Genomic DNA, 23,056 nt, shown 5'->3' on the forward strand with positions numbered 1-23,056 from the left:
CAGATTCCGCAATCCGTTCAAGACAGCCTCGCAAATCTGGTAAGCAAAGGCCGTGCCCCTGCACAGGCATTATAGGAGGAGAATCGCTAGGCAATTCTTGCCGGATCGATTTCTTTCTCGATGGCCGGCTCCTCGGCGGAAACGCGCTCGGCCACCGGCATGCCGGCGAGCAGCGGCGCCATCTCGGCCATCACCGCCGCACGCCGCGCGGCGCTGTCGATCGCCAGGCTGCCTTCGTCCCAGGCGATCACGGCATCGCCATGGCTCATGTCGGGATCGGGCAGCACGGTGACGTAGAGCTTGCGGCGTTCCTTGCCCTGGCGCAGCGCGAACAGCCGCTCCACCTCGCCCACGATGCCGGGGCTGACGCGGATGACGAGCCGCGTGCCGCGCGCCACCTGCTGGAGCACGCGGCCGAGCGCTTCGTCGATGGCGCGGCCGGGATCCTGCGCGAGCGCATGGCCGGCCAGCGCCTCGCCGATCAGCAGCGCAACGTTGGCGGCATCGCGGGTCATGCCGTCGGCGGCCGCCACGAGCCGCTGGTCGACATCGTCGAAGGAGGCGTGGACCGCATCGAGCGCGGCGAGCACCGCCGCGTCGCGTTCGCCGCGGGCGTGGCGGAGCCCCGCCTCGAAACCGTCGGCGCGGGCGCGGGCCAGCTCGTCGCCATGATCGCGCGCCATGCGCGCCATGGCCTCGCGCAGCTCGCTCACGACCTCGTCTTCCTCGGCCTCCACCCCCATCTCGGCCTCGTTCCTGGGCTCGGTGGTGTGGAGGTTGCTGAACACGCGATCGAAGCGGAACGGCCGCACATCGGATGAAGCATGGTGGATCATCGAGAGTTCGCCCTTTCCGGGAAGATCAATAGATCACGGCCTCGTCGCCCTTGGGATCGGCGAGGATGATCTCGCCGCGATCGCCAAGCGTCTTGGCGAGCCGCACGAGATTGCCCTGCGCCTCCTCGCAGTCGCGCGCGCGCACCGGGCCCATCGCGGCCATGTCGTCGCGGAGCAGCTTGGCGGCGCGCTCGGTCATGCCGGACAGGAAGAGCGTCTTGATCTCCTCCGTCGCGCCCTTCAGCGCCAGCGCCAGCTCGCGCTTGTTGCAATTGCGCACGATGACCTGGATCGCCGTCGGCAGCAGCTTGCCGAGATCGTCGAAGGTGAACATCAGCGCGCGGATCTTCTCGGCCGATTCCGGCGCGCGCGCATCGAGCGCGGTCAGCATCGATTCCTCGGTGGTGCGATCCAGGGCGTTGAACATCTCGGCCATGGATTCATGCGGGTCGCGGCGCTGGGCGCGCGACAGGTTGCTCATGAACTCGCTCTTCAGCGTGTGCTCGACCTGCTGGATGACGTCCTTCTGCACCGTATCCATGCGCAGCATGCGCATCACCACGTCGGTGGCGAGATCGCGCGGCAGTTCGGAGAGCACGCGCGCGGCGTGATCGGAACGCAGCTTGTGGAGGATGACGGCGACGGTCTGGGGATATTCATTCTTCAGATAGGCGGCGAGCACCGTCTCGCTGACGTTGGACAGCTTGTCCCACATCGTCCGGCCGGACGGACCACGGATATCCTCCATGATCTCCTTGACGCGATCGTCCGGCAGCATGCCGGCGAGCAGCCGCTCGGTGGTCTCGAACGAGCCGTGCAGCGTCGACATGCTGGAGACTTCGCCCGAGAAGCTGATCAGCAGATGCTCGACCACCGCCGCCGGCACGCGACCGAGCTGGGCGATGGCGGAGGACAGCTCGCGGATCTCCTCGGTGGTCAGCTGCTGCCAGATCGGCGCGCCATGTTCCTGGCCGAGCGCCAGCATCAGGGCCGCGGCACGCTGCAGGCCGGAGAATTTCTTCAGCTCCGGCGGTTCGCCGATCTGCGTCATCGCGTTCATTGAAATCCCCAAAAAAACCCCCGATCCGCGACCGGACCGGCTTCCATCCATCTATCTTATAGGAGAAGCGCGGCCCGGCCGGCCCTCGGGGAGAAGATCGACGTGACAAATTTGTCGGGTGGACTGATCGGGCTCAGCATCCTGTCAGGAAGCGAAGCCGCCACCAATTTCATGAATTTCTCCAGCTCGCTGACGGCCAATGTCGACTCTGCCGCGGTGACCAAGGCCAAGGCCGCGTTCATCACCCCGGCGACGGTCGCGCCGTGGCAAAACGACACGCCGCTCACCAATCCGAGCTGGGCGCAACTCGAACAGATCATCGGCGCGCGCACGATCATCAGCCCGTCGAGCAACTCCGCTATCGCCGGGTTGCCCGACGTCCAGGCGACCTTCACCACCTACAAGGCGCTCGACCAGCTGCGCGTCCTCGCCGAGCAGGCGGCGAAGGCCGGCACCAGCCCGACCGATCGCGACAAGCTGCAGACCGCTTTCAACAAGGGTCTCGACCAGCTCAAGACCTATCTCGGCAGTGCCGTCACCGATCAGCTCCGGCTCGGCTTCAGCCAGCCCGCTACCCAGGTGAAGAGCATCGGCGTGCAGCCTGACGTGACGACCAAGGTCTCCGGCCGCGGCGTCGCCGACAATCGCGACGATCCGGTGGCCGGGCTCGCCGGCAACGAGGTGCTCCGTGTCAGCCTCTCCAAGGTCGGCGCCAGCACCTATGTCGATGTCGACCTGTCGACCGTCAATGGCGGCAATCCGCCGACGCTGGATCAGGTTGCCGCCGCGCTCAACAATGCGATCAGCCAGGATCCGCCGATCAACCAGGCCAACGGCCAGCCGCTGACAGGCGCCAACGGCCAGGTGCTGAGCGCGTTCAAATCGAAATTCACGGTGACGAAGGGCACCGACGGCGAGTGGGGCCTGACGCTCTCGCCCTATGGCGTCGAGACGATCGGCCTCGATGAGGCGAGCGCCCCGAACGCGGTGATGGCGACCAGCGGCCAGGCCTATTTCGCCAATACCGGCAAGGACGTCGACAAGACCAACACCCCGCAGCCGGTCTCGGTGATGCGCTTCGACAATCTCGACGGGTCGGCGGTGCGCACCGTCGTCGGCACGATCGGCGGCGTCGACGAGAACGCCACCGCCGTGGCGCGCAAGGAGGAGGCCGATGCCGCCGCCGCGCTCAAGACCGACAAGCCGGCCAGCTGGGACGACGAGGATGAGCATCAGATCACCCCGCCGACCATCTACAAGCAGACCACCGCCAACGCGATGGTGACGGACGCGGACGGCTTCACCTACGTCGTCGGCACCACCGCCGGCAAGGTCGGCGCCAACGTCTCCGACGGGCTCGACGACCTGTTCCTCACCAAGATGGACAGCGAGGGCAAGGTCGTCTGGCAGCATGCGCTGGGCGAGGTCGGCGATGCCAAGGGCGCGGCGATCAGCCTCGCCCCCAATGGCGACGTCGTCGTCGCGGGCACCGTCACCGGCGATCTCAAGGGCGGCACCAGCACCGACACCAACATGCTCGTCACCCGCTTCACCGCCAATGGCGAGCAGACCTTCACCACCTCCTTCGGCACGCTCGGCAACGACAGCGCCACGGCGGTGACGGTCGGCGCCGACGGCAGCATCTATGTCGGCGGCAAGACGGCGGCGGGCAATGGCAACGCCTATGTCGCCCGCGTCGACGGCACCGGCAAGGTGCTGGAGCGGACCTCGCTCGCCGACAGCGGCGGCAATGATTTCGTGAGCGGGCTCGCCGTCGACAATTCCGGCAATCTGCTGGTGCTGACCCGCGAGGGCAGCGGCTCGAAAATCCATCAGCTGAGCGGCGCGGCGCTGACCACCGAAACCGGCGTGATCGACCTCGGCAATGTCGATGCGCGCTCGATCGCGGTTTCCGCCAACGGCAAGATCGCGGTGGCCGGCTCGGCCTCCACCCCGGTCGCCGCCGGCACCCAGGCGAACGCGCTCTCCGGCGGCACCGACGGCTTCGTCACCCGCCTCGACGCCGGCCTCGCCAACGCCACCACCAGCTATGTCGGCACCGCCTCCAACGACCAGATCGACAGCATCGCCTTCATGGGCGACGATCTCTATGTCGGCGGGCGCACCCGCGGCCTGCTCAGCGGCCTCGCCGTGCGCGGCACCGTCGACGGCTTCGTCGGCAAGCTCGACGCCGGCGGCAGCTTCACCGTCACCGCCCAGTTCGGCCAGAGCGGCGTCACCACCGAGCCGGTGCGCGTCTCCGTGGCGCAGAATGGCGGCGGCAGCGCGGTGCGTTCGCTCGGCTTCAGCCGCGGCGCGATCAACCCGCCGACGGTGACGACGCTGGTCGCGCAGACCAATCTGCACCAGCCCGAATATACCAGCTACACCAACCCCGTCACCGGAAAGACCAGCAAGTTCCTGGTCGGCGGCGACAGCTTCGAGATCGCCGTCGACGGCAAGCAGCCGCGCTCGATCATGATCGACAAGACCGAGACCATGTCGACGCTCGCCGACAAGATCCGCAGCATCGTCGGCGACAGCGCATTCGTGTCGACGACGAAGAATGACGACGGCACGGTCAGCCTGCAAATCCTTGGCAAGGACGGACACCCGGTCGAGCTGATCGCCGGGCCCAAGGGTTCGGACGCGCTCGCCGCGCTCGGCATCACGCCGGGCAAGATCGACATCCCTGCCCAGCCCGGCAAGGATGATCCCAAGGTCCGCCCGGGCGGCACCTACGGCCTCAATCTCGACAACGCCTATGATCTGACCTCGTCGAAGACCGCTCAGGCGGCGGCGGCGGCGATCAACAAGGCGATCTCGATGATCCAGACCGCCTATCGCTCGCTCTACTGGAGCAGCACCGATGCCCAGATCGTCGACGGCACCAAGGGCGGCGGGGGCACCGCCTATCAGGCCGCCCAGCTCGCCAATTACAAAGCCGGGCTGGCGCGCCTGTCCGGCATCTCCGTCTGAGGACCCAGGATCATGGCTGACGGCCCCACCTCGCTGATCGGCGGCATCACCCGCTCGATGCACAACCTTGCCGATCGCCAGCGGGTGATCTCCGAGAATATCGCCAATAGCGAGACCCCCCATTTCAAGGCGCGCGACGTCGAGGCTCCGGATTTCTCCGCGATGCTGCGCGCGCAGGGCGGCAGCAAGGGCGCGCCGCGCGTGGCGCGCCCGCATATCACCATCACCAGCGGCATGACCGCGCTCGGCGCCCGACCGCCGGCCTCGGCGACCGACATCATCATGGATCGCAACACCACCGAGACCAAGCCCGACGGCAACAATGTCACACTGGAGGAACAGCTCCTCAAGATGGGCACCGTTCAGTCCGATTTCACGGCGATGACCAACCTCTATCGCAAGCAGATGGGCCTGCTGAAGACGGCGCTGGGCCGCTCGGCCAACTAGCGTCTCAACGGCGTCTGCCGGTCGGGCAGACGCCGCCCTGCCCCGCCCCCCCGCCCCCCGCCCACGTCGCCCCGACGTCGCTTCAGGGCCTGCCCTGCCGGCGGGCTCCGGGATGTCTGGTCGGATGGCAGCGGGCCCGCGTTCATCATGATGGACGCAGGCGAGTCCGGCGCTTGTGACATACCCGCCACAATCGTAAATTTCCTCGAAATGATATATTGTCACGTCCCTATGGAGGGGCTACCCAGCTCCCCGCCGTCGCCGTTTGCGCGCGGCATATCGTCTTGATGTTATCACATCACCATAAGGGGTGGCCCATGCGCCGTACGTTCCTGCTCTCCTCCTGCGCCATCCTGCTCGCCGCGATGCCCGCCACCGGCGCGCTCGCGGCGGATGACGCGGCAGCGGCCGCAGACGCGCCGGCCCAGGGCGATTTCCATGCCACGGCCCCGAACGAGATCATCGTCACCGCCCCTTTCGCGCGGGATCGTCAGGATCTGCTTTCCGGCGTCGCGGTGGTGCAGGGCGCCGAGCTTACCCAGGCCACCCGCCCGACGATCGGCGAGACGCTGAGCCGTACCCCCGGCGTGTCGGCGACCTCGTTTGGTCCGAACGCCTCGCGGCCGGTGCTCCGCGGCCTGCAGGGCGAGCGCGTGCGGGTGCTGACCGATGGCATCGGCTCGATCGACGTTTCCAACACCAGCGTCGATCACGCGGTGGTGGTCAATCCGCTGCTCGCCGAGCGTGTCGAGGTGCTGCGCGGGCCGGAATCGCTGCTCTATGGTTCGTCGGCGATCGGCGGCGTCGTCAACGTCATCGACAAGCGCATCCCGCGTGCGGTGCCGAGCGAGCCCGTCCATATCGACGCCATCGCCACCTATGGTTCGGCCGCCAATGAGCGCTCCGGCGGCGCGGCGGTGGACATGCCCGTCACCGACAAGATCGTCGTCCATGCCGACGCCAGCTACCTCAAGACCGGGGACCTCGAGATAGGCGGCCATGTCCTCTCGCCGAGCGCACGGGCGCAGGCGCTGGCCAATGCCGGCAAGGAGGATGACGACCAGGTCGCCGACGGCATCGACTTCGCCGCCAACGCCGCCCTGAAAGGCACGCTGCCCAATTCGGCGAGCAAGACATGGACAGTCGGCGCCGGCGCCGCGATCATCACCGACACCGGCAATTTCGGCCTCTCCTACAGCCATTATGACAGCCTCTACGGCGTGCCGATCCGCTTCGCCACCGCCCCGGGTCAGGAGCAGGAGGCGCCACGCATCAGCCTCGTCCAGAATCGCTGGGACGGACGCGCCGAGGTGCAGACCGGCGGCGACATCCTCCAGACGATCCGCGCCCGCGTCGGCTACGCCACCTATCGCCATTTCGAGCTGGAAGAGGACGGCTCGGTCGGCACCGCTTTCTACAACCAGGGCGCCGAGGGGCGGCTGGAGCTGGTGCAGGCCGATCACGGCGTGTGGAAGGGCGCCAGCGGCGTGCAATATTTCTCGCGCGACTTCGACGTGGTCGGCGACGAGGCGTTCCTGCCGGCGAACAGCACCGAGCAGCTTGGCCTGTTCACCTCCCAGCAGCTCGATTTCGGCGCGCTGAAAGTCGAGGGCGCGGCCCGTTTCGAGCATAGCAACGTGTCCGCATCGCCCCGGCCCGACCAGGATTTCTTCAAGGGCGAGCGCAGCTTCAACGCCTTCTCCTTCTCGGCCGGCGCCTCTTACGGCCTGAGCGGCACGTGGCGGCTCGGCGCGAACCTCATGCGCGCGGTGCGCGCGCCGTCCGCCGAGGAGCTGTTCGCCAATGGCCCGCATGCCGGCACCGAGGCGTTCGAGATCGGCAATCCCGATTTCAAGCTGGAGAAAAGCTGGGGGCTGGAGGCGGTGCTGCGCGGTGGCGGACCGGGTTACCACATCGAGCTGTCGGTCTATCACAACTGGTTCGACAACTATATTTTCGACACCCAGACCGGCGCGATCGAGGACGGGCTCCCCGTCTATCAGTCGAAGCAGGGCAAGGTGCGCTTCTACGGTTTCGAGGCGCAGGGCAATGTCACCCTTGCCGAGTTCGGCTCGGTGAAGCTGGTGGCCGACGGGCTGGCCGATTACGTCCACGCCAATATCAGCGACGTCGGCCCGGTGCCGCGCATCCCGCCGCTGCGCGTGCTCGGCGGCGTCGCCTTGCAGGGCACCAAGCTCGACGCCCGCGCCGAGGTGGAATGGTCCGACAAGCAGGACCGCATTCAGGCCTTTGAGACGCCGACCGACAGCTTCACCGTCGTCAATGCCGAGCTCAACATCCGCCCCTGGGGGGCGGAGCGGCCTCTGTCCTTCGCGCTGTCGGCGAACAACATCTTCGACGTGGTGGCCCGCCGCCACGCCTCCTTCCTCAAGGACTTCGCGCCTTTGGCCGGCCGCGACCTCCGCATTACGGCCAGGGCGGCGTTCTGAGACAGGGTGGCGGCTCCCGCGACAGGTGACTCCTGAGACCAGGTCAGGGTGACGGGTTCGTCCCGGGAAGGATCTGCCCTTTCAGCACCAGCGGCAGGCCGGCGGCGACGAACGTCACCTGATCGGCCGCCGCCGCGATCCGCTGGTTCATCGCGCCCGCGATGTCGCGGAACCGGCGGGCAAGCGCATTGTCCGGGACGATGCCGAGCCCCACCTCGTTGGCGACGAGGATCAGCGGCCGGCCGAGAGCCGCGCCGGCCGCCAGCAACGCCGCCGTCGCCTGATCCGCGTTGTGCTCGGCGAGCAGCAGGTTGCTCGCCCATAAGGTCAGGCAGTCGACCAGCACCGCTCCCTCGCCCTGCCCCCGGCAGCCGTCGAGCGCGGCGGCGAGGTCCAGCGGCGCCTCGATCGTCGTCCAGCGCGCGCCGCGGTCGGCGCGATGGCGGAGGATGCGCCCGGCCATCTCCCCGTCCAGCGCCTGCGCGGTGGCGACATAGACCGGATCGCCGGGCTCGGTCTCGGCCAGCGCCTGCGCATACCGGCTTTTTCCGGAGCGGGCGCCCCCGAGGATAAGATGGATATACGTCATGCCGTCGCTTTCCGGGGTTGCCGTGCGCGCGCTGATTGGCGAACGAGGGGCCTCCGGATCAAGCGTAAAGGGACGGACGGGCCGTGGACGGGCAGATTGGAACGGCGCCGATGGCGTCCGAGTGGATGATGCATGGCGGGCGCCTGGACCTTGCGAAGCTGCGTTTCCCCGACGCGCCGCAGCCCTGGCTGGATCTGTCGACGGGCATCAATCCGCTACGCTGGCCGGTGCCGGAGGGTCTGGCGACAGCCGATCTCGGCCCGCTCCCCGCCCCGTCGGCGCTGGCCGCGCTCGAGCGCGCGGCCGCCGGCGCCTTCGCCACCGATGCGGCGGTAACGGCGCTGCCGGGCTCCGAAATCGGCATCCGCATGTTGCAGGCGATCGGCTTTCCCGGGCCGCATCGCCATGTCGGCCCCGGCTATGCCAGCCACGCGGCCGCGTTCCACGACAGCCGCCGGATCCCGGTGACGGATATCGACGCGGCAGCGGCCGGCGGCGGGACCATCATCGTCGCCAATCCATCCAATCCCGAGGGCCACCGGGTGGACCCGGAGCATCTGCTTGCCGTCGCCCGGCGCCTCAAGCGGCGCGGCGGCTGGCTGATCGTCGACGAGGCCTTTGCCGACACGCTCCCCGAAGCGAGCGTGCTGCCCTATCGCACCGCCGAGGATCCGGTGCTGGTGTTCCGCTCCTTCGGCAAATTCTTCGGGCTGGCGGGCATCCGCCTCGGCTTCGCGGTCGGGCCGGAGCCGATGATCGAGCGCATTCGCGCGCGGCTGGGCAGCTGGCCGGTGTCCAGCCTCGCCATCGAAGTGGGTCGCGCCGCCTATGCGGATGCGGGCTGGATCGCCGCCACCCGTGCCCATCTCCATGATGAAGCGGCGGCGCTGGACAACGTGCTGACAGCGGCCGGCCACACGCCCCGCGGCGCATGCCCACTGTTCCGGCTGATCGAAACCGAGGATGCGCATGGCCTGTTCTTGCGCCTCGCGCGTGCCGGCATCCTCACCCGGCCGTTCGACACGGCGCCGCGCTGGCTGCGTCTCGGGCTTCCCGGCGGCGCAGGGCTCGCGCGGCTGGAGCGTGCGCTGGCGGATGGCTGAACCCATGGCGCTGGCGGCGCTGGCGATCGACGCCGCCCTCGGCTGGCCGCCAGCCCTCTATGCACGGATCGGCCACCCCGTCGGCCTGTTCGCGCGGGTGATCGGCTGGGGCGAGCGCCGATGGAACCGGGCGGACCTGCCGGATCGCGCGCGGCGGTTGCGCGGTATCGCCACGCTGGCGCTGGCCGCCGGCATCGCCGCGGCCGGCGGCTGGGCGATCGAGGCGATTTGCCGCGCGCTGCTCGGCGGCCATGCGTGGCTCGGCATCGCGTTTGCCGCGGCGCCCGGCCTCGCCCAGCGCAGCCTGTACGATCATGTCCTGCCGGTCTCGCGCGCGCTGGCGGCGGGCGATCTCTCTGCGGCACGCGCGGCGGTGGGCCGGATCGTCGGCCGCGACACCGCCGCGCTGGACGAGGCGGGTGTCGCCCGCGCCGCGATCGAAAGCCTCGCGGAAAGTTTTTGCGACGGCATTGCCGCGCCGCTGTTCTGGCTGCTGCTGCTCGGCCTGCCCGGCCTGTGGGCCTATAAGGCGATCAACACCGCCGACAGCCTGATCGGCCATTACGAGCCGCGCTGGCGCGCCTTCGGCTGGGCGGCGGCACGCACCGACGACGTCGCCAATTTCGTTCCGGCGCGCATCGCGGGCGCGACGATCTGCCTTGCCGGCCGGGGCGGGTGGCGGATCATGGCCCGCGATGCCGGCAACCATACCTCGCCCAATGCCGGCTGGCCGGAAGCGGCGATGGCGGGCGCCCTCGGGCTCAGCCTCGGTGGACCGGCGGCCTATGACGGCGCGGTGCTGGACAAGCCACGGATCGGCGACGGCTGCCGGCAGGCCGGCGCCGCCGACATCACCCGGGCGCTGCGTGTCTACCGGCGCTCGTGCCTGACGCTCTGGCTGGTGGCGGGAGGCATGGCGTGGGCGCTCTGATGCTGCAGGGCACGGGCTCGGACGTCGGCAAGTCGGTGCTGGTTGCCGGCCTGTGCCGGGCGCTCGCCAATCGCGGGCTGACGGTGCGCCCGTTCAAGCCGCAGAACATGTCCAACAACGCCGCCGTCACCGACGATGGTGGCGAGATCGGTCGCGCCCAGGCGACGCAGGCCATCGCCTGCCGCGCGCGGCCGAGCGTCGACATGAACCCGGTGTTGTTGAAGCCGCAGGCGGACCGCACGTCGCAGCTCATCGTCCACGGCCGGATGCGCGGCACGCTCACCACCGGCAATTGGCGGCAGGCGCGTGAGCCGCTGTTGCCCGAGGTGCTGGCGAGCTTCCGGCGACTGCAGGACCAGGCCGACATCGTCGTCGTCGAGGGCGCCGGCTCGCCCGCCGAGATCAACCTGCGCGGCGGCGATATCGCCAATATGGGCTTTGCGCGCGCAGCCGGCGTGCCGGTTGTGCTGGTCGGCGATATCGACCGCGGCGGGGTCATCGCCGCGATCATCGGCACGCGCGCGGTGATCGATGCCGATGATGCGGCGATGATCCGCGGCTTCCTGATCAACAAGTTCCGGGGCGATCCGGCGCTGTTCGCCGACGGCTATCGCGCCATCGAGGCGCGGGCCGGCTGGCGCGGTTTCGGCGTGGTGCCCTGGATCGCCGAGGCGGCGGGGCTGCCGAGCGAGGACGCGGTGGTGCTTGAACGGCACGCCCCGCAGGCGCAGGCGCGGCTGGTCGTCGCCTGCCCGATCACGCCGCGCATCTCCAATTTCGACGATCTCGATCCGTTGAAGCTGGAGCCCGGCGTGGAGGTGATGATGATCCCACCCGGCCGGGCGATCCCGGCCGAAGCGGCGCTGATCCTGCTCGCCGGCTCCAAATCGACGATCGCCGACCTCGCCTTCGTGCGCGCGCAGGGCTGGGACATCGACATCAAGGCCCATGTCCGACGGGGTCGTCCGGTGCTCGGCCTGTGCGGCGGCTATCAGATGCTCGGCCGGCGCATCGCCGATCCGCACGGCATCGAGGGGCCGGCCGGCAGCGTCGACGGGCTCGGCCTGCTCGACGTGGAGACGGTGCTGACCGGGGACAAGGCCTTGCGGCAGGTGACCGGCGAGGCGCGGGGCGCGCGCTTTGCCGGCTATGAGATGCACGTCGGGGAGACTAGCGGGCCCGACACCGCACGGCCGCTGGCCCGCTTCGAAGATGGCCGGCCAGATGGCGCGGCGCGCGCCGACGGGCTGGTCGCCGGCTGCTATGTCCACGGACTGTTCGGAATGGCGGAGCAGCGCGCGGCGTGGCTCGGCGTGGCCAGCAGCGGGCCGGATCACGCGCTTGCCGTCGACGCGGCGCTCAACGCGATCGCCGCCACTCTGGAGGCGCATGTCGATATCGACGGGCTGATCCGCCTCTCAGAACAGCAGTAGCGCCGCCAGCAGACCGGTCTCGACCAGTTCGATCCCGGCGCCGTGGCAGTCGCCGGTGATGCCGCCCACCCGCCAGCGGAGCCAGAGCGCCCAGCCCGGAATCAGCAGAAACGCCACCGCCAGCCCCGGCGCGACGATCGCCGCGCCCGCCGCCGCTAGCGCCCAGACACCGACATCGCGCCAGCGCGCCGCCTGCGCGATCGTCGCCCCCAGTCCCGGCTTGAGCGGCAGCAGCAGCCTCGCCCAGACCAACGGCCCGATCCGCGCCGCGAACGGCACCAGCAGCACGCGCCAATCACCGCCAAGGCCGTGGAGCAGCACCAGCTTGGCGATGAGCTGCAACGCGATCGCCGTCACCGCGAAGCTGCCGGCATGCGGATCCGCCATCACCGCGAGCATCCGATCCCGGTCGCGATGCGCGGCGCCCAGCCCGTCGGCGAGGTCGGCAAGCCCGTCGAGGTGGAGCGCGCCTGTCACCAGCACCCACGCCGCCAGCCCGGCGAGCGCGCCGACCCACGCATCGGCGAGCCCTCCGGCGCGGGCCGCCGCAATTACGATCGCACCGACGACCAGCCCCGCCAGCGGATAGAGGCGCAGCGCCGCGGCGAACTCCGCATCGTCCGCCACCACGCGCGGCATCGGCAGCCGCGTCAGGAATGCGACCGCGAGGATCAGCCGGCGCACGGGCGCAGCGCGATGATCTGCGCCGGGCTGCCCGGCCACAGGCGCAGGCTGATCACCGCCCCGCATGGCAGATCGAAGGCGCGCGCCTGCTCCAGCCCGAAGCCGGTCAGGTGCATCAACGCCGCCCGCATCGCCCCGCCATGGGTGACGATCAGCAGCGGGCCGCCGGGCCTGTCGGCCAGCGCCGCGGCGATACGGGCGGTCAGCGACGACCAGCGTTCCCCGCCGGGCGGCGGGCAGGCGTCGGGGTCGGCCCAGAAGCGGGCCAGCGCGCCGGCGTCCACCTCGGCGGCGCCAAGCCCCTCCCACGCGCCGAAATCAAGCTCGCGCCAGCGCGGATCGACCCGCACGGCAATGCCCTGCGCCCGGCCGATCGCGTCGGCACAAGCCTTGGCCCGGACCAGGTCGGAGGTGAGGATATGATCGAAGGCAAGCCCCGCCGCCTGCGCCACGCAGTCGGAAATACCCTCGGGCGTGGCCGGCCAGTCCGTCCGCCCCAGCATGCGGCCCGGCCGCGCTGTCGGCCCGTGGCGCATCAGGTGGATCATCAGCCGGCTGTCACTCCCGCTTCGGCGAAGGTCGCCATCTGCGCATGCGCGGCCAGCGCCGAGCGGACGATCTGCGCCGCCACCGCCGCCCCGCTGCCCTCGCCAAGCCGCATGTCGAGCCGAAGCAGCGGCGCGAGGCCGAGCCGCGCGAGCAGCCGGCCATGCCCGGGCTCGGCCGAGCAATGGCCGGCGAGGCAATGCCCCGTGATCGCCGGGCGGGCCGCGGCCAATGGCGCGACGCCGGCGCAACTGATGAACCCGTCGAGCAGCACCGGCACGCGCATCAGCCGCGCCGTCACCACCGCGCCGGCGATGGCCGCGATCTCACGTCCGCCGAGCCGGCGCAGCGTCTCGACCGGGGTGACGGCCGCGTCGGCGTGGGCGGCGAGGCCGGCTGCCACCACCGCCGCCTTGCGCGTCACCCCCTCCGCGTCGAGCCCGGTGCCGGGGCCTGTCCAGTCCGTCGCGGTGCCGCCGAAACTCCGTGCGCAGAGCGCCGCGGCGGCGGTGGAATTGCCAATGCCCATCTCGCCGAGGACGAGCAGGTCCATGCCCTCCGCCACGATCGCCGCGCCGCTGTTGAGCGCGGAGAGCAGCTCTTCAGCGGTCATCGCTGGTGCCACGGTGAAGTCGGCGGTCGGGTGGTCGAGATCGAGCGAGACCACCTTGAGGTCGAGCCCGGCGGCGCCGGCGAGCGCGTTGATCGCGGCGCCGCCATGGGCGAAGTTGCGCACCATCTCGGCCGTCACCTCGGGCGGGAAAGCGCTGACCCCGCGCGCCGCGACGCCGTGATTACCGGCGAAGATCGCCGCGCATGCCCGGTCGATCGCCGGCACGGCGCGGCCCTGCCAGCCGGCCATGAACAGTGCGATCTCCTCCAGCCGCCCGAGCGAACCGGCGGGCTTGGTGAGCTGCCCCTGCCGCGCCGCCGCCGCCGCGACGGCCGCCGCATCCGGCATCGGCAGATCGTCCAGCGCCGCCTCGAACGCGGCGAGCGATGCGAAACGATTCATGCCACGACGAAGCCGGCGGGTGGCGTGCGCGTCAGGAAATGTCCCTTCACGCCCTCCGGCCATTGGCGGTACGGTACCTGCCCCATCTCGCTCTCCGCATAGGCGACGGCATAATCGAGGATGGCGCGCGCCGCCGCCTCGCCGGGGACGAAGCGGCCAAGCACAAAGCCGACCTTGCCCGGCGCGCGCAGATGCACCGTGCAATGGTCGGCACACGCGAACAGGCACGGCATCTCCTGCACGGCGATGCCGGCATAGCACGGCTCGGCGGCGTGCGCCGCGCGCAGCGCCTCGATCAGCCGCGCCCCGCCGGAGACGCCATCGGCGTCATGCCGCGCGTCGTCGGCGTGGCGGCAGCTGTTGCAGGCGACCACCGCCGGCCCGTCCGCGACCGCGACCAGCACCTCAGGCCAGCGCCCGCCGCCCGGCCAGCGGGGCGCCGAGCGCCACGAGACCGTGGTAGAGCGCCGCCAGACCGATCAGGATCGCGGCGTTGCGCACGAACTGGGTGACCAGCACCGACCCGGAAAAGGCGGCGCCGATATGCCCCTCGATGCCCATGCCGAAGAACAGCACGACCAGCTTGAACGCCACGAACCCCGCGACATAGCCGAGCGCGAGGCCCGCCCGGTCGCCGCCCGCGCGCCGGGCGAAGCCGTCGGCCGCGATCACCGAGGCGATGCCGCCGAAGAGCAGCGAGGCCGCCCAGCCATAGGTCGCTGCCTCATGCGGAAAGCCCTGCAGGCAGAAGCCGACGGCCTGGCTCGCCGCCCAGACGAGCGCCATCAGCGCAAGGCCATCCCGCCGCCCCATATGCACGGCGGCCAGCGCCGCCAGCGCCGGGAAGGGCGTCGCGCATTTCAGGACCAGGCTGACGATCGCGCTCGTCGCGGTGAGCAGCAGGATCCAGAGCAGGGCGGCGCCGCGATCGGCGCCGGTACGATCATATCCCATCGTCCCATCTCCCTCAGAAACGGCCGCGAATGCCGGCGTAGACGCTCCGGCCGAGCGTGCCGTAACGGTAGACCGTCGTGTAATCCTCGTCGAACAGGTTTTCGACCCGTGCGAACAGACGCACCGTCTCGCTCAGCGCAAACTCCGCCCGCGCATCGACCAGCGTGTAGGAATCGAGCTGGCGAGCATTGGCGACATCATCGAAGCTCCGCCCCGACCAGCGCAGCGCAGCGCCGGTGGTGAGGCCGAAGCCCCAGTCATAGCTGACCGAGGCGTTGGCGACATGGCGCGGGCGACGCGGCAGCCATTTGCCGAAGCTGCTTCCCGGCGAACGATCCTCGGATTGCATCCAGCTGTAATTGCCGTCGAGGGTCAGGCCGCCGACCTTCGCCGCTGCCGTCGCCTCGATGCCCTTCGCCCCGGCGCGGGCGATATTGTCGTAATAGCCGAAGCGCGAGATCGTTGTCCCAGGCACCACGCACAGCGGATCGCTGGTCGGCGCGATGCAGCTTGCGAAGATGATCTGATCCTTCGTCCGCCGCTCGAACCATGTGGCGCCGAAGCTCAGCGCCCCGTCCAGCAGCCGCTGCTCGGCGCCGGCCTCCCAGCCATGGGCGCGCTCGGGCGACAGGGCGATGTTCCCGTAATCGGAGAACAGCTGATAGAGCGTCGGCGCCTTGAAGCCCTCGCCATAGCTGGCGCGAAGCACCGTGCCGGTCGGCAGCCTCCACGCCGCGCCGCCCGAAAACAGGGTGCGCGAACCGTAGCGACTGTGATCGTCGTTACGCGCGCCGCCGGTCAGGGTCAGCCCGGCAAACACTTCGCCGCTGACCTGCCCGTAAAAGCTGGTGATCTCCGCGCGCCCTCGCGCCGGCGCGGGCACCGGCGCCGCCAGCGATGCCGGCGGCGACACGCTGCGGAAGCGGGAGCGCTCATTCTCGACGCCGAACACCGCGTTCCATCCCTTGGCGATGGCGAGGCTGCCCTGATATTCGAGCCGTTCGTTGCGGCCGGCGGAATCGAAGGTCTGCGCGCGCTCGAGGGCGGGGTTATAATTGTCGCGATCGGTGTCGGTATAGCCATAGCCGATGCGGTTGCGCAGGCGCCCGCCGAACAGATCGACATTGAGGCCCGCATAGCCGACAAACTCGCGGTTCAGGCCATATTCGGGCGTATCGCCGCTGAACCCGTCGATCCCGGCACGGCCCCATCCATAATAGCCGCGCACGTCGGCGCTGACGCCATCGGCCAGCTCCAGCACGGCGCGGCCCGAGAGGTTGCGATTGGTGTAGCCGTCGCGCTCCTTGCCGCCGAATGCCGGCGCGATCGCCGAGATGCCGTCGGTGGTGAAGGCCTGCGCGCCCAACCGCCAGGCGAGTGGGCCGCTGCGCCCGCCAAGGCCGGCGCGCGCACTGACCGTCTCGCGCGAGCCGGTCTCGACGTCGAAGCTCGCCTCGAGCGGCTGGTCCGGCAGCGGGGTGACGATGTTGACGACGCCGCCGATCGCCTGGCTGCCCCACAGGATCGACTGCGGCCCGCGCAGCACCTCGATGCGGGCGGCGTCGCCGATCAGCAGATTGGCGAAATTGTAGCCGCCGCCGGCGGCCGAGGGATCATTGAGCTTGACGCCGTCGATCACCACCACCGTCTGATCCGTCTCGGCGCCGCGAATGCGCAGCGACGTCGCCGTCCCATAGCCGCCATTGCGGGTGACGCTGATGCCCGGCGTGCGCTGGAGGATTTCGGTGACGCCGATATCCTGGGCGCGATCGATCGCCGCCTTGTCGAGCACCGTCACCGAAGCGGCGACGCGATCGATCGAGGTCGGCGCGCGCGTCGCCGTGACGATGACGGCGCTGGCGTCCGGATCGGCCGCGGCATCCGGCCGCGGCGCCTCCTGCGCCAGCGCGGGCGCGGACGAAAGCAGAACGGAAACAAGAAGATAAGATCTGATCATGTAAAACCCCCGTGACAACGCACCCCCGCGCTCGCGCACGGAGGCAGCAGAAGTCGCCGCTCGGGTTCATACCCGTTCGACCGGAACACCCTGTCCGGACGAAGGACGACCGCGACGGGCAGGTCTCCTGGCTCGCGGGTCATTGCCGTCCGGGCCGCCTTCTCGGGATCGTAAACCCCAATGGCTGAGTGGCTCGGTGGCTCGCCGCTTACAGTTGCAGGGGCAGCCGGGGCGTCGAACCCCGTTCCCTTTTCATCCCCGTCACCGGGGAACCTGTCGCGATCGCCGCCCTACGCCGAGGCCGCGGCCGCGGTCAACTGCTGCGATGCAGCGGCACGAGGATCGGCTGGCCTTCCACCATCCCGGTCCAGGCGCGGATGCCGAATATGGCGGCGAGCCTCTCCGCCGTCAGCACGTCGGCCGGGGCGCCATCGGCGACGACGCGGCCCGCGTGCAGCAGCAGCAGCCGGTCGCACTGCCGCGCGGCAAGGCCGAGATCGTGCAGCACCGCGATGACCAGCGCCCCCTCTCCCGCCCGCGCCCGCAGCAGCGCCATCATGTCGAGCTGGTGACCGGGATCGAGCGCCGCCAGTGGCTCGTCGACGATCAGTACCGGCGCCTCCACCGCCAGCGCGCGGGCGAGGAGCACGCGGGCGCGCTCGCCCCCGGAAAGTTCGGTGGCGACGCGGTCGCGCAGATCGGTGACCTCGGTCAGCGCCATGGCGCGGTCGATGGCGGCGGCATCGCCCGCGCCGATGCGCTGGAACGGCGCCAGATGCGGCAGCCGGCCGAGCGCCACCAGCCGCGCTACGGACAGCGGCCAGTGCAGCGTCTGGCCCTGAGGCAGATAGGCGATGCGCCGCGCCATCTCGGCGCGCGGGATCGCCGCGACATCGCGACCGTCCAGCGTCGCCCGCCCCCGCGCCACCGGCAGCAGCCCGGCCAGCGCGCGGACAAGCGTCGACTTCCCGGCGCCGTTCGGCCCGACCACGCCGACCAGCCCGCCCGGCGCGAACGCCGCGCTCGCCGCGTCGAGCACGATGCGGCCGCCAAGAGTGACTGCAAGGCCCTCGCAGGCGAGCGTCACCATATCCGGCGCGCCCGCATCAGATGGGCGAGGAACACCGGCACGCCAAGAAAGGCGGTGACCACGCCGAGCTTGAGCTCATTGGCGGTCGGCACCAGCCGGACGGCGACATCCGCCACCGTCAGCAGCGCCGCCCCCGCCAGCGCTGACGGCAGCAGGATCGACGACGGGGCGCGATCGGTGAGCGGGCGGACGAGATGCGGCACGATCAGCCCGACGAACCCGATCGCCCCGGACACCGCCACCGCGCCGCCGACGCCGATTGCCACCCCGGCAAGCAGGCGCAGCCGCGTGGCGCCGAGATCCACGCCGAGCGCTGCGGCCCCCTCCTCGCCCAGCGTCAGCGCATCGAGCGCGCGGCCGTCCCACAGCAGCAGGCCGACGCCGATGGCGACGCAGGGCAGCGCCAGCAGCACATGATTGGCCGAGCGATCCTCCAGGGAGCCGAGCAGCCATGTGGCGATCTCCATCGCCGCGAACGGATTGGGCGACAGGTTCAGCGCGAGGCTGATCCCGGCCCCGGCGAGCGTCGCCATGGCGATGCCGGCGAGGATCAGGGTCAACGGGCTTTCCACGTCGCCGGCCAGCGCGAACAGCAGCGCGATCGCGGTCAGCGCGCCGATGATGGCGAGCAGCGGCAGCAGCGCCGGGTGCAGATTGGCGAGGCCGAAATAGAGCGCCACCACCGCGCCGAGCGCAGCGCCGTTGGACACGCCGAGCACCGCGGGCTCCGCCAGCGGATTGCGCAGGTAGCCCTGTAGCGCGGCCCCGGCGAGGCCGAGCATCGCCCCGACCCCGAGGCCGAGCAGTCCGCGCGGAAGCCGCAGATCGACGAGGATGACATGGGCGATGACATCGCGTCCCTCCACCGCGGCCAGCAGCCGCCCCGGCCCGAGCGCGACCGTGCCGATGCCGAGCGACAGCAGGAAGGCGAGCGCGGCCAGCCCGGCGAGGCCGATGATCAGGATCGGGCGGGGCAGCGCGGCAGTCACGAACGGCTCTTTCGCCGCGCGGCCCGCCCATGTCCACACCGTCACACCGAACTTGTTTCCCGGCCTGCTCCTCCCCGCGCGCCCGCGTTGCTGCCGGGGTGGGTGCCGGATCAGGGGGAGATGACTTTGCCGCGGGGCGCGGCGGACGACGCGGCTCCCCCCCTACGACGGGATTCGGCGTCGCCGTCTCTCTTGTGACATCGCCCGGCGGCATGCGAAGGCCGGGCGATGCGGCCCCGCCTGCTCATCCTGATCCTCGCGCTTGCCGCGACCTCCGGTGCAGCCGCGCCGCGGCGGATCGTGTCGCTCAATCTGTGCGCCGACCAATATCTGCTGGCGCTGGCCGATCCCGGGCAGATCGCCGCCCTCACCCAATATGCGCGCGATCCGGCGATGTCGGCCGAGCCCGGCAGGGCGGCGCGGTTGCCCTTCTCGCGCGGCTCCGCGGAGGAGGTGATGGCACTCGATCCCGACCTGATCCTCTCTACCCCCTATCGCCGGATGGACGCGCTGGCGGCGGCAGGGAGACATTATCCGACGATCACCCTCGATCCTGCCGACAGCTATGCGGCGATCCGCGATCAGGTGCGGCAGGTGGCCGGAGCCATCGGCCACCCGGAACGGGGCGAGGCGCTGGTGCGGCGGATGGATGCGGCGCTTGCCCGATTGCCGCGCAACGCCGGCGGCGGGCGGGTGGCGGCCTATTATCAGCGGCGCGGCTATCTCACCGGTCGCGGCACGCTGATCGACGATCTCATGGCGCGGGCCGGCCTCGTCAATCTCGCCGCCCGGCTCGGCCGGCCGGCCCTGTCGCGCCTGTCGCTGGAGCAGCTGGTTGCGGCGCGGCCCGATTTCCTGATCGTCGAAACGGACAGCGCCCATGTCGCCGACCAGGGCACGGAGATGCTCCAGCATCCGGCGCTACGCCATATCCCCCGTCTGTCCCTGCCGCAGGCGTGGACGGTGTGCGGCGGCCCGGCCTATGTGCTGGCGGCGGCGAGCCTCATCGGCCAGCTCGAACCTAGAATTCCACGCCCGCCTGCGCCTTCACGCCATCGCGGAACGGGTGCTTCACCTGGGCCATCTCGGTGACGAGGTCGGCCGCCTCGATCAATGCATCCGGGGCGTTGCGGCCGGTGATGACGACATGGGTCATCGCCGGCCTGGCGGCGAGCGCGGCCAGCACCTCGTCCACCGGCAGATAATCATAGCGCAGCACGATGTTGAGCTCGTCGGCGATGACCATGCCATAGGCGGGGTCGGCGATCATGCGCTTCACCTCGTTCCACGCTTCACGGGCGACGGCGATGTCGCGGGCGCGATCCTGCGTGTCCCAGGTGAAGCCCTCGCCCATCGGCTTGAACTCCACCTGATCCGCGAAGGCGGCGAACACGACGCTCTCGCCGGTCATCATCGCCCCCTTCACGAACTGGACGATGCCCACCTTCATGCCGTGGCCGATGGCGCGTGCGGCCATGCCGAACGCGGCGGTGCTCTTGCCCTTGCCCTTGCCGGTATGGACGATGACGAGGCCCTTCTCGGTCGTCTTGCCGGCCATCATCTTCGCGCGGGCGGCCTGGATGCGGCGCATCTGCGCGCTATGTTCTTCCTCGGTGCGCTCGGTCATTCCGGCGCCATAGAGGCTTCCGGCAAGCGGGTGAAGCGATAGCGATCGCGAATGCGGCGGTTGAAATAGCCGCCCCGCGATCCGGAGGCGGCCATCGCCCGCGCCACCGCCGGGGGCACGTCGTGATAGGCGTAGACGCGGCCGCTGACGAACTCGATGTCGAGCCGGCGGGCCGGTTCGTCATAAGCGAAGCTGCGGATCACGCTGGACGGCATGGGCGGCAAACGCACAGCCCATGCAATCAGGTTCAGCGCGTCGCGGTGCCGAAGGTGCGGCGCCCGAACACCGGCCGGCCGCCGACGGACCGGGCCGGCGGCGCGGGGGCGGCGCCGTCCTGCGCCAGCGCCGTCATCGTCTCGTCGAACAGACCGCGCAGCTTCCACACATCGGGCACGAGGATATCGGGCAACGCCTGGCTCTCGACGCAGCCGCGCGCCGTCAGCTCGATATGCTCGGCGAGCGTGGCCAGCGGGCCGGCGCCGAATTGCAGCGATTCGCCCTTCAGCGTGTGCGCCGGGATGATCAGCGCGGCGGCGCTGCGCTGGCGCATCCCCTCCTCGATCGCGGCAACGGACTTGATGCCGTCCTCGCGGAAATAGCCGAGAATGCGGGCGTAGCCGCTGCCGACCTCGCCCTGAAAGGCCCTGAGCGCCGCACGATCGACCAACTGCGGATCCGACACGGATACCGTCCCCTTCAACCCCGGATTGGCCGGCATCTAAGGCCCCGGGGTAAAGGAGCCGTTTAAAATTCCGCGCGAATGACGCGGAAGCCCTGTTCTGGCGGCGCCAGCGGCTCGGCGGTCCAGCCATGTTCGGCGGCGAGAGCGCCGACTTCGCGCGGCACGGCGGGATCGTCGGCGAGCAGCCGGACCACCCCCGCCTCGCGCATCGCCCTCGCCAGCCGCAAGGCCGGCCACGGGCAGCGCATGCCGCGCGCGTCGACCAGCAGCTCAGTCATCCCCGCCCTTGCGATCGCCCCATGGGTTTTTCGGCGCGCGCAACGTCAGCCGCACCGGCACCGCGCCGAAGCCGAGATCGCGGCGGATGCCGTTGACCAGATAGCGCTGGTAGCTCGCCGGCAGCTGATCGACCCGCGTGCCGAACAGCACGAAGCCCGGCGGCCGCGTCTTGGCCTGGGTGATGAAGCGCAGCTTGATGCGCTTGCCGCCGGGCGCGGGCGGCGGGTTCTTCTCCACCGCCCCCTCGAACCAGCGGTTGAGCTGGCCGGTGGTGACGCGACGGCTCCACGCATCGCGCGTTTCGAAGGCGACCTGGATGAGCATGTCCAGCCCCTTGCCGGTCTCCGCCGACACCGTCATCAGCGGCACGCCCTTCACCTGCGCCAGCCCCTCGTCCAGCGCGCCGCGCACGCCGTTGAACAGGCTCGACTGATTTTCGGCGACGTCCCATTTGTTGAGCGCGATGACCAGCGCACGGCCTTCCTGCAGCACCTGATCGGCGATGCGCAGGTCCTGCGCCTCCAGCCCGCGCGTCGCGTCGAGGAGCAGCACCACCACTTCGGCGAAGTCGATCGCGTGGCGGGTGTCGGCGGCGGACAGCCGCTCCAGCTTGTCGTCGACCTTGGCCTTCTTGCGCAGGCCGGCGGTATCGATCAGCCGGATCGGGCGCTGATTGCCCTCGCGATCCGTCCACTGCCAGTCGATCGCGATCGAATCGCGGGTGATGCCGGCCTCGGGGCCGGTGATCATGCGCTGCTCGCCGAGGATCTTGTTGACCAGGGTCGACTTGCCGGCATTGGGGCGGCCGACGATGGCGAGCTTGAGCGGGCCGTCCTCGGCGTCCTCCTCCTCGTCCTCTTCCTCGTCGGGCCGCTCGATATGGGGGAGCAGCGCATCGAACAGGTCGGCCAGCCCCTCGCCATGTTCAGCGGAGAACACCACCGGATCGCCGAAGCCCAGGGCCATGCTTTCATAGACGCCGGTATCGCCCGCGCGGCCCTCCGCCTTGTTGGCGACGAGGATCACCGGCGTATCGGAATTGCGCAGCCATTGGGCGATCTCCTCGTCCAGCGGCACGATGCCGGCGCGCGAATCGATCATGAACAGGGCGGCGTCGGCCTGATCGACCGCCGCCTGCGTCTGCGCGCGCATGCGCCCGGGCAGCGTCTGCGGGTCGTCGGTCTCGAAGCCGGCGGTATCCACGATGCGGAAATCGAGGCCGAGCAGATGCGCGTCCCCCTCCCGCCGATCGCGCGTGACGCCGGGGCGATCGTCGACCAGCGCCAGCTTCTTGCCGACGAGGCGATTGAACAGGGTCGACTTGCCGACATTGGGGCGGCCGACGATGGCGACGACTGGCAGCTTCGCCATGTCAGTAATTCTTCCGGATCATGGCGAGCGCCTT

23 protein-coding genes and 1 riboswitch are annotated in these 23,056 nt (G+C 70.1%); of the genes, 7 read left to right on the forward strand and 16 right to left on the reverse strand.

Going from position 1 to position 23,056, the window contains the following annotated elements:
- Positions 1-86: 86 nt before the first annotated feature.
- Together KOF26_RS12450 and fliG are read right to left on the reverse strand one after the other, a co-directional pair.
- Positions 87-836 carry a FliH/SctL family protein gene (locus KOF26_RS12450; protein ID WP_253201392.1) on the reverse strand — a complete coding sequence of 250 codons (750 nt, stop codon included), beginning with the start codon at positions 834-836 and terminating at the stop codon, positions 87-89.
- Positions 837-861: 25 nt separating this feature from the next.
- A complete protein-coding gene (gene fliG / locus KOF26_RS12455; protein ID WP_216325284.1) occupies positions 862-1,896 on the reverse strand; it encodes a flagellar motor switch protein FliG in 1,035 nt (344 codons plus the stop codon).
- Positions 1,897-1,998: 102 nt separating this feature from the next.
- On the opposite strand from fliG, the gene KOF26_RS12460 reads away from it, so the two are divergent.
- From KOF26_RS12460 to KOF26_RS12470, 3 genes are all read left to right on the forward strand, one after another.
- Positions 1,999-4,875, forward strand: a complete 2,877-nt coding sequence (locus KOF26_RS12460) for an NHL repeat-containing protein (protein ID WP_216325286.1) — start codon at positions 1,999-2,001, stop codon at positions 4,873-4,875.
- 12 nt (positions 4,876-4,887) lie between these two features.
- Entirely contained in the window at positions 4,888-5,322 is a 435-nt protein-coding gene (locus KOF26_RS12465; RefSeq protein WP_216325289.1) for a flagellar biosynthesis protein FlgB, read from the forward strand.
- A 317-nt stretch (positions 5,323-5,639) separates the two neighbouring features.
- A complete protein-coding gene (locus KOF26_RS12470) occupies positions 5,640-7,772 on the forward strand; it encodes a TonB-dependent receptor domain-containing protein (protein WP_216325292.1) in 2,133 nt (710 codons plus the stop codon).
- 43 nt (positions 7,773-7,815) lie between these two features.
- Here the strand turns inward: KOF26_RS12470 and cobU are convergent, their stop codons facing one another.
- Positions 7,816-8,361, reverse strand: coding sequence for a bifunctional adenosylcobinamide kinase/adenosylcobinamide-phosphate guanylyltransferase (gene cobU, locus KOF26_RS12475; RefSeq protein ID WP_216325295.1), 546 nt, complete (start codon positions 8,359-8,361; stop codon positions 7,816-7,818).
- Positions 8,362-8,444: 83 nt separating this feature from the next.
- On the opposite strand from cobU, the gene KOF26_RS12480 reads away from it, so the two are divergent.
- Genes KOF26_RS12480 through KOF26_RS12490 form a run of 3 tightly spaced genes read left to right on the forward strand, consistent with a single transcriptional unit; the run spans position 8,445 to position 11,828 of the window.
- Positions 8,445-9,464, forward strand: coding sequence for a threonine-phosphate decarboxylase (locus tag KOF26_RS12480; RefSeq protein ID WP_363182244.1), 1,020 nt, complete (start codon positions 8,445-8,447; stop codon positions 9,462-9,464).
- Positions 9,457-10,395, forward strand: a complete 939-nt coding sequence (gene cbiB, locus KOF26_RS12485; RefSeq protein WP_216325298.1) for an adenosylcobinamide-phosphate synthase CbiB — start codon at positions 9,457-9,459, stop codon at positions 10,393-10,395. The genes KOF26_RS12480 and cbiB overlap by 8 nt, the downstream gene beginning before the upstream one ends.
- Positions 10,383-11,828, forward strand: coding sequence for a cobyric acid synthase (locus KOF26_RS12490; protein WP_216325301.1), 1,446 nt, complete (start codon positions 10,383-10,385; stop codon positions 11,826-11,828). Before cbiB ends, KOF26_RS12490 begins: the two co-directional genes overlap by 13 nt.
- On the opposite strand, the gene KOF26_RS12495 is transcribed toward KOF26_RS12490, so the two are convergent.
- The 8 genes from KOF26_RS12495 to KOF26_RS12530 all read right to left on the reverse strand — a co-directional run bounded on the left by KOF26_RS12495 (position 11,814) and on the right by KOF26_RS12530 (position 19,063).
- Positions 11,814-12,512, reverse strand: a complete 699-nt coding sequence (locus KOF26_RS12495; RefSeq protein ID WP_216325304.1) for an adenosylcobinamide-GDP ribazoletransferase — start codon at positions 12,510-12,512, stop codon at positions 11,814-11,816. The genes KOF26_RS12490 and KOF26_RS12495 overlap by 15 nt on opposite strands.
- Positions 12,500-13,060, reverse strand: a complete 561-nt coding sequence (locus tag KOF26_RS12500; RefSeq protein ID WP_216325307.1) for a histidine phosphatase family protein — start codon at positions 13,058-13,060, stop codon at positions 12,500-12,502. The genes KOF26_RS12495 and KOF26_RS12500 overlap by 13 nt, the downstream gene beginning before the upstream one ends.
- Positions 13,060-14,073 carry a nicotinate-nucleotide--dimethylbenzimidazole phosphoribosyltransferase gene (cobT, locus tag KOF26_RS12505; protein WP_216325310.1) on the reverse strand — a complete coding sequence of 338 codons (1,014 nt, stop codon included), beginning with the start codon at positions 14,071-14,073 and terminating at the stop codon, positions 13,060-13,062. Before cobT ends, KOF26_RS12500 begins: the two co-directional genes overlap by 1 nt.
- Positions 14,070-14,477 carry a DUF1636 domain-containing protein gene (locus KOF26_RS12510; protein WP_216325313.1) on the reverse strand — a complete coding sequence of 136 codons (408 nt, stop codon included), beginning with the start codon at positions 14,475-14,477 and terminating at the stop codon, positions 14,070-14,072. Before KOF26_RS12510 ends, cobT begins: the two co-directional genes overlap by 4 nt.
- 1 nt (position 14,478) lies before the next feature.
- Positions 14,479-15,027 (reverse strand): hypothetical protein, encoded by a 549-nt coding sequence (locus tag KOF26_RS12515; protein WP_216325316.1) that lies wholly within the window; start codon positions 15,025-15,027, stop codon positions 14,479-14,481.
- A 13-nt stretch (positions 15,028-15,040) separates the two neighbouring features.
- The gene (locus KOF26_RS12520; protein ID WP_216325319.1) at positions 15,041-16,984 is read right to left on the reverse strand and encodes a TonB-dependent receptor plug domain-containing protein; all 1,944 of its coding nucleotides are present in this window, start codon (positions 16,982-16,984) and stop codon (positions 15,041-15,043) included.
- A gap of 100 nt (positions 16,985-17,084) precedes the next feature.
- A riboswitch (cobalamin riboswitch) is annotated at positions 17,085-17,276 on the reverse strand.
- Between the two features lie 21 nt (positions 17,277-17,297).
- Positions 17,298-18,074, reverse strand: a complete 777-nt coding sequence (locus KOF26_RS12525) for an ABC transporter ATP-binding protein (protein WP_216325322.1) — start codon at positions 18,072-18,074, stop codon at positions 17,298-17,300.
- Complete coding sequence (locus KOF26_RS12530) at positions 18,068-19,063, reverse strand: FecCD family ABC transporter permease (RefSeq protein WP_363182245.1); 996 nt, start codon at positions 19,061-19,063, stop codon at positions 18,068-18,070. The genes KOF26_RS12525 and KOF26_RS12530 overlap by 7 nt, the downstream gene beginning before the upstream one ends.
- A 228-nt stretch (positions 19,064-19,291) precedes the next feature.
- Here KOF26_RS12530 and KOF26_RS12535 point away from each other — a divergent pair, with 228 nt between their 5' ends.
- Entirely contained in the window at positions 19,292-20,155 is an 864-nt protein-coding gene (locus KOF26_RS12535; protein WP_216325325.1) for an ABC transporter substrate-binding protein, read from the forward strand.
- On the opposite strand, the gene cobO is transcribed toward KOF26_RS12535, so the two are convergent.
- The 5 genes from cobO to der all read right to left on the reverse strand — a co-directional run bounded on the left by cobO (position 20,085) and on the right by der (position 23,022).
- Positions 20,085-20,690 (reverse strand): cob(I)yrinic acid a,c-diamide adenosyltransferase, encoded by a 606-nt coding sequence (gene cobO / locus KOF26_RS12540; protein WP_216325327.1) that lies wholly within the window; start codon positions 20,688-20,690, stop codon positions 20,085-20,087. The genes KOF26_RS12535 and cobO overlap by 71 nt on opposite strands.
- Positions 20,687-20,920 carry a KTSC domain-containing protein gene (locus KOF26_RS12545; RefSeq protein ID WP_363182246.1) on the reverse strand — a complete coding sequence of 78 codons (234 nt, stop codon included), beginning with the start codon at positions 20,918-20,920 and terminating at the stop codon, positions 20,687-20,689. Before KOF26_RS12545 ends, cobO begins: the two co-directional genes overlap by 4 nt.
- Before the next feature lie 17 nt (positions 20,921-20,937).
- Positions 20,938-21,372: an Hpt domain-containing protein gene (locus KOF26_RS12550; protein WP_363182247.1), complete on the reverse strand. Its 435-nt coding sequence runs from the start codon at positions 21,370-21,372 to the stop codon at positions 20,938-20,940.
- Positions 21,373-21,434: 62 nt separating this feature from the next.
- Complete coding sequence (locus KOF26_RS12555) at positions 21,435-21,650, reverse strand: sulfurtransferase TusA family protein (RefSeq protein WP_216325333.1); 216 nt, start codon at positions 21,648-21,650, stop codon at positions 21,435-21,437.
- Complete coding sequence (gene der / locus KOF26_RS12560; protein WP_216325336.1) at positions 21,643-23,022, reverse strand: ribosome biogenesis GTPase Der; 1,380 nt, start codon at positions 23,020-23,022, stop codon at positions 21,643-21,645. The genes KOF26_RS12555 and der overlap by 8 nt, the downstream gene beginning before the upstream one ends.
- Positions 23,023-23,056 lie beyond the last annotated feature (34 nt).

The sequence above is a fragment of the Sphingomonas quercus genome, assembly GCF_018863195.1.
GTDB lineage: Bacteria > Pseudomonadota > Alphaproteobacteria > Sphingomonadales > Sphingomonadaceae > Solisphingomonas > Solisphingomonas quercus.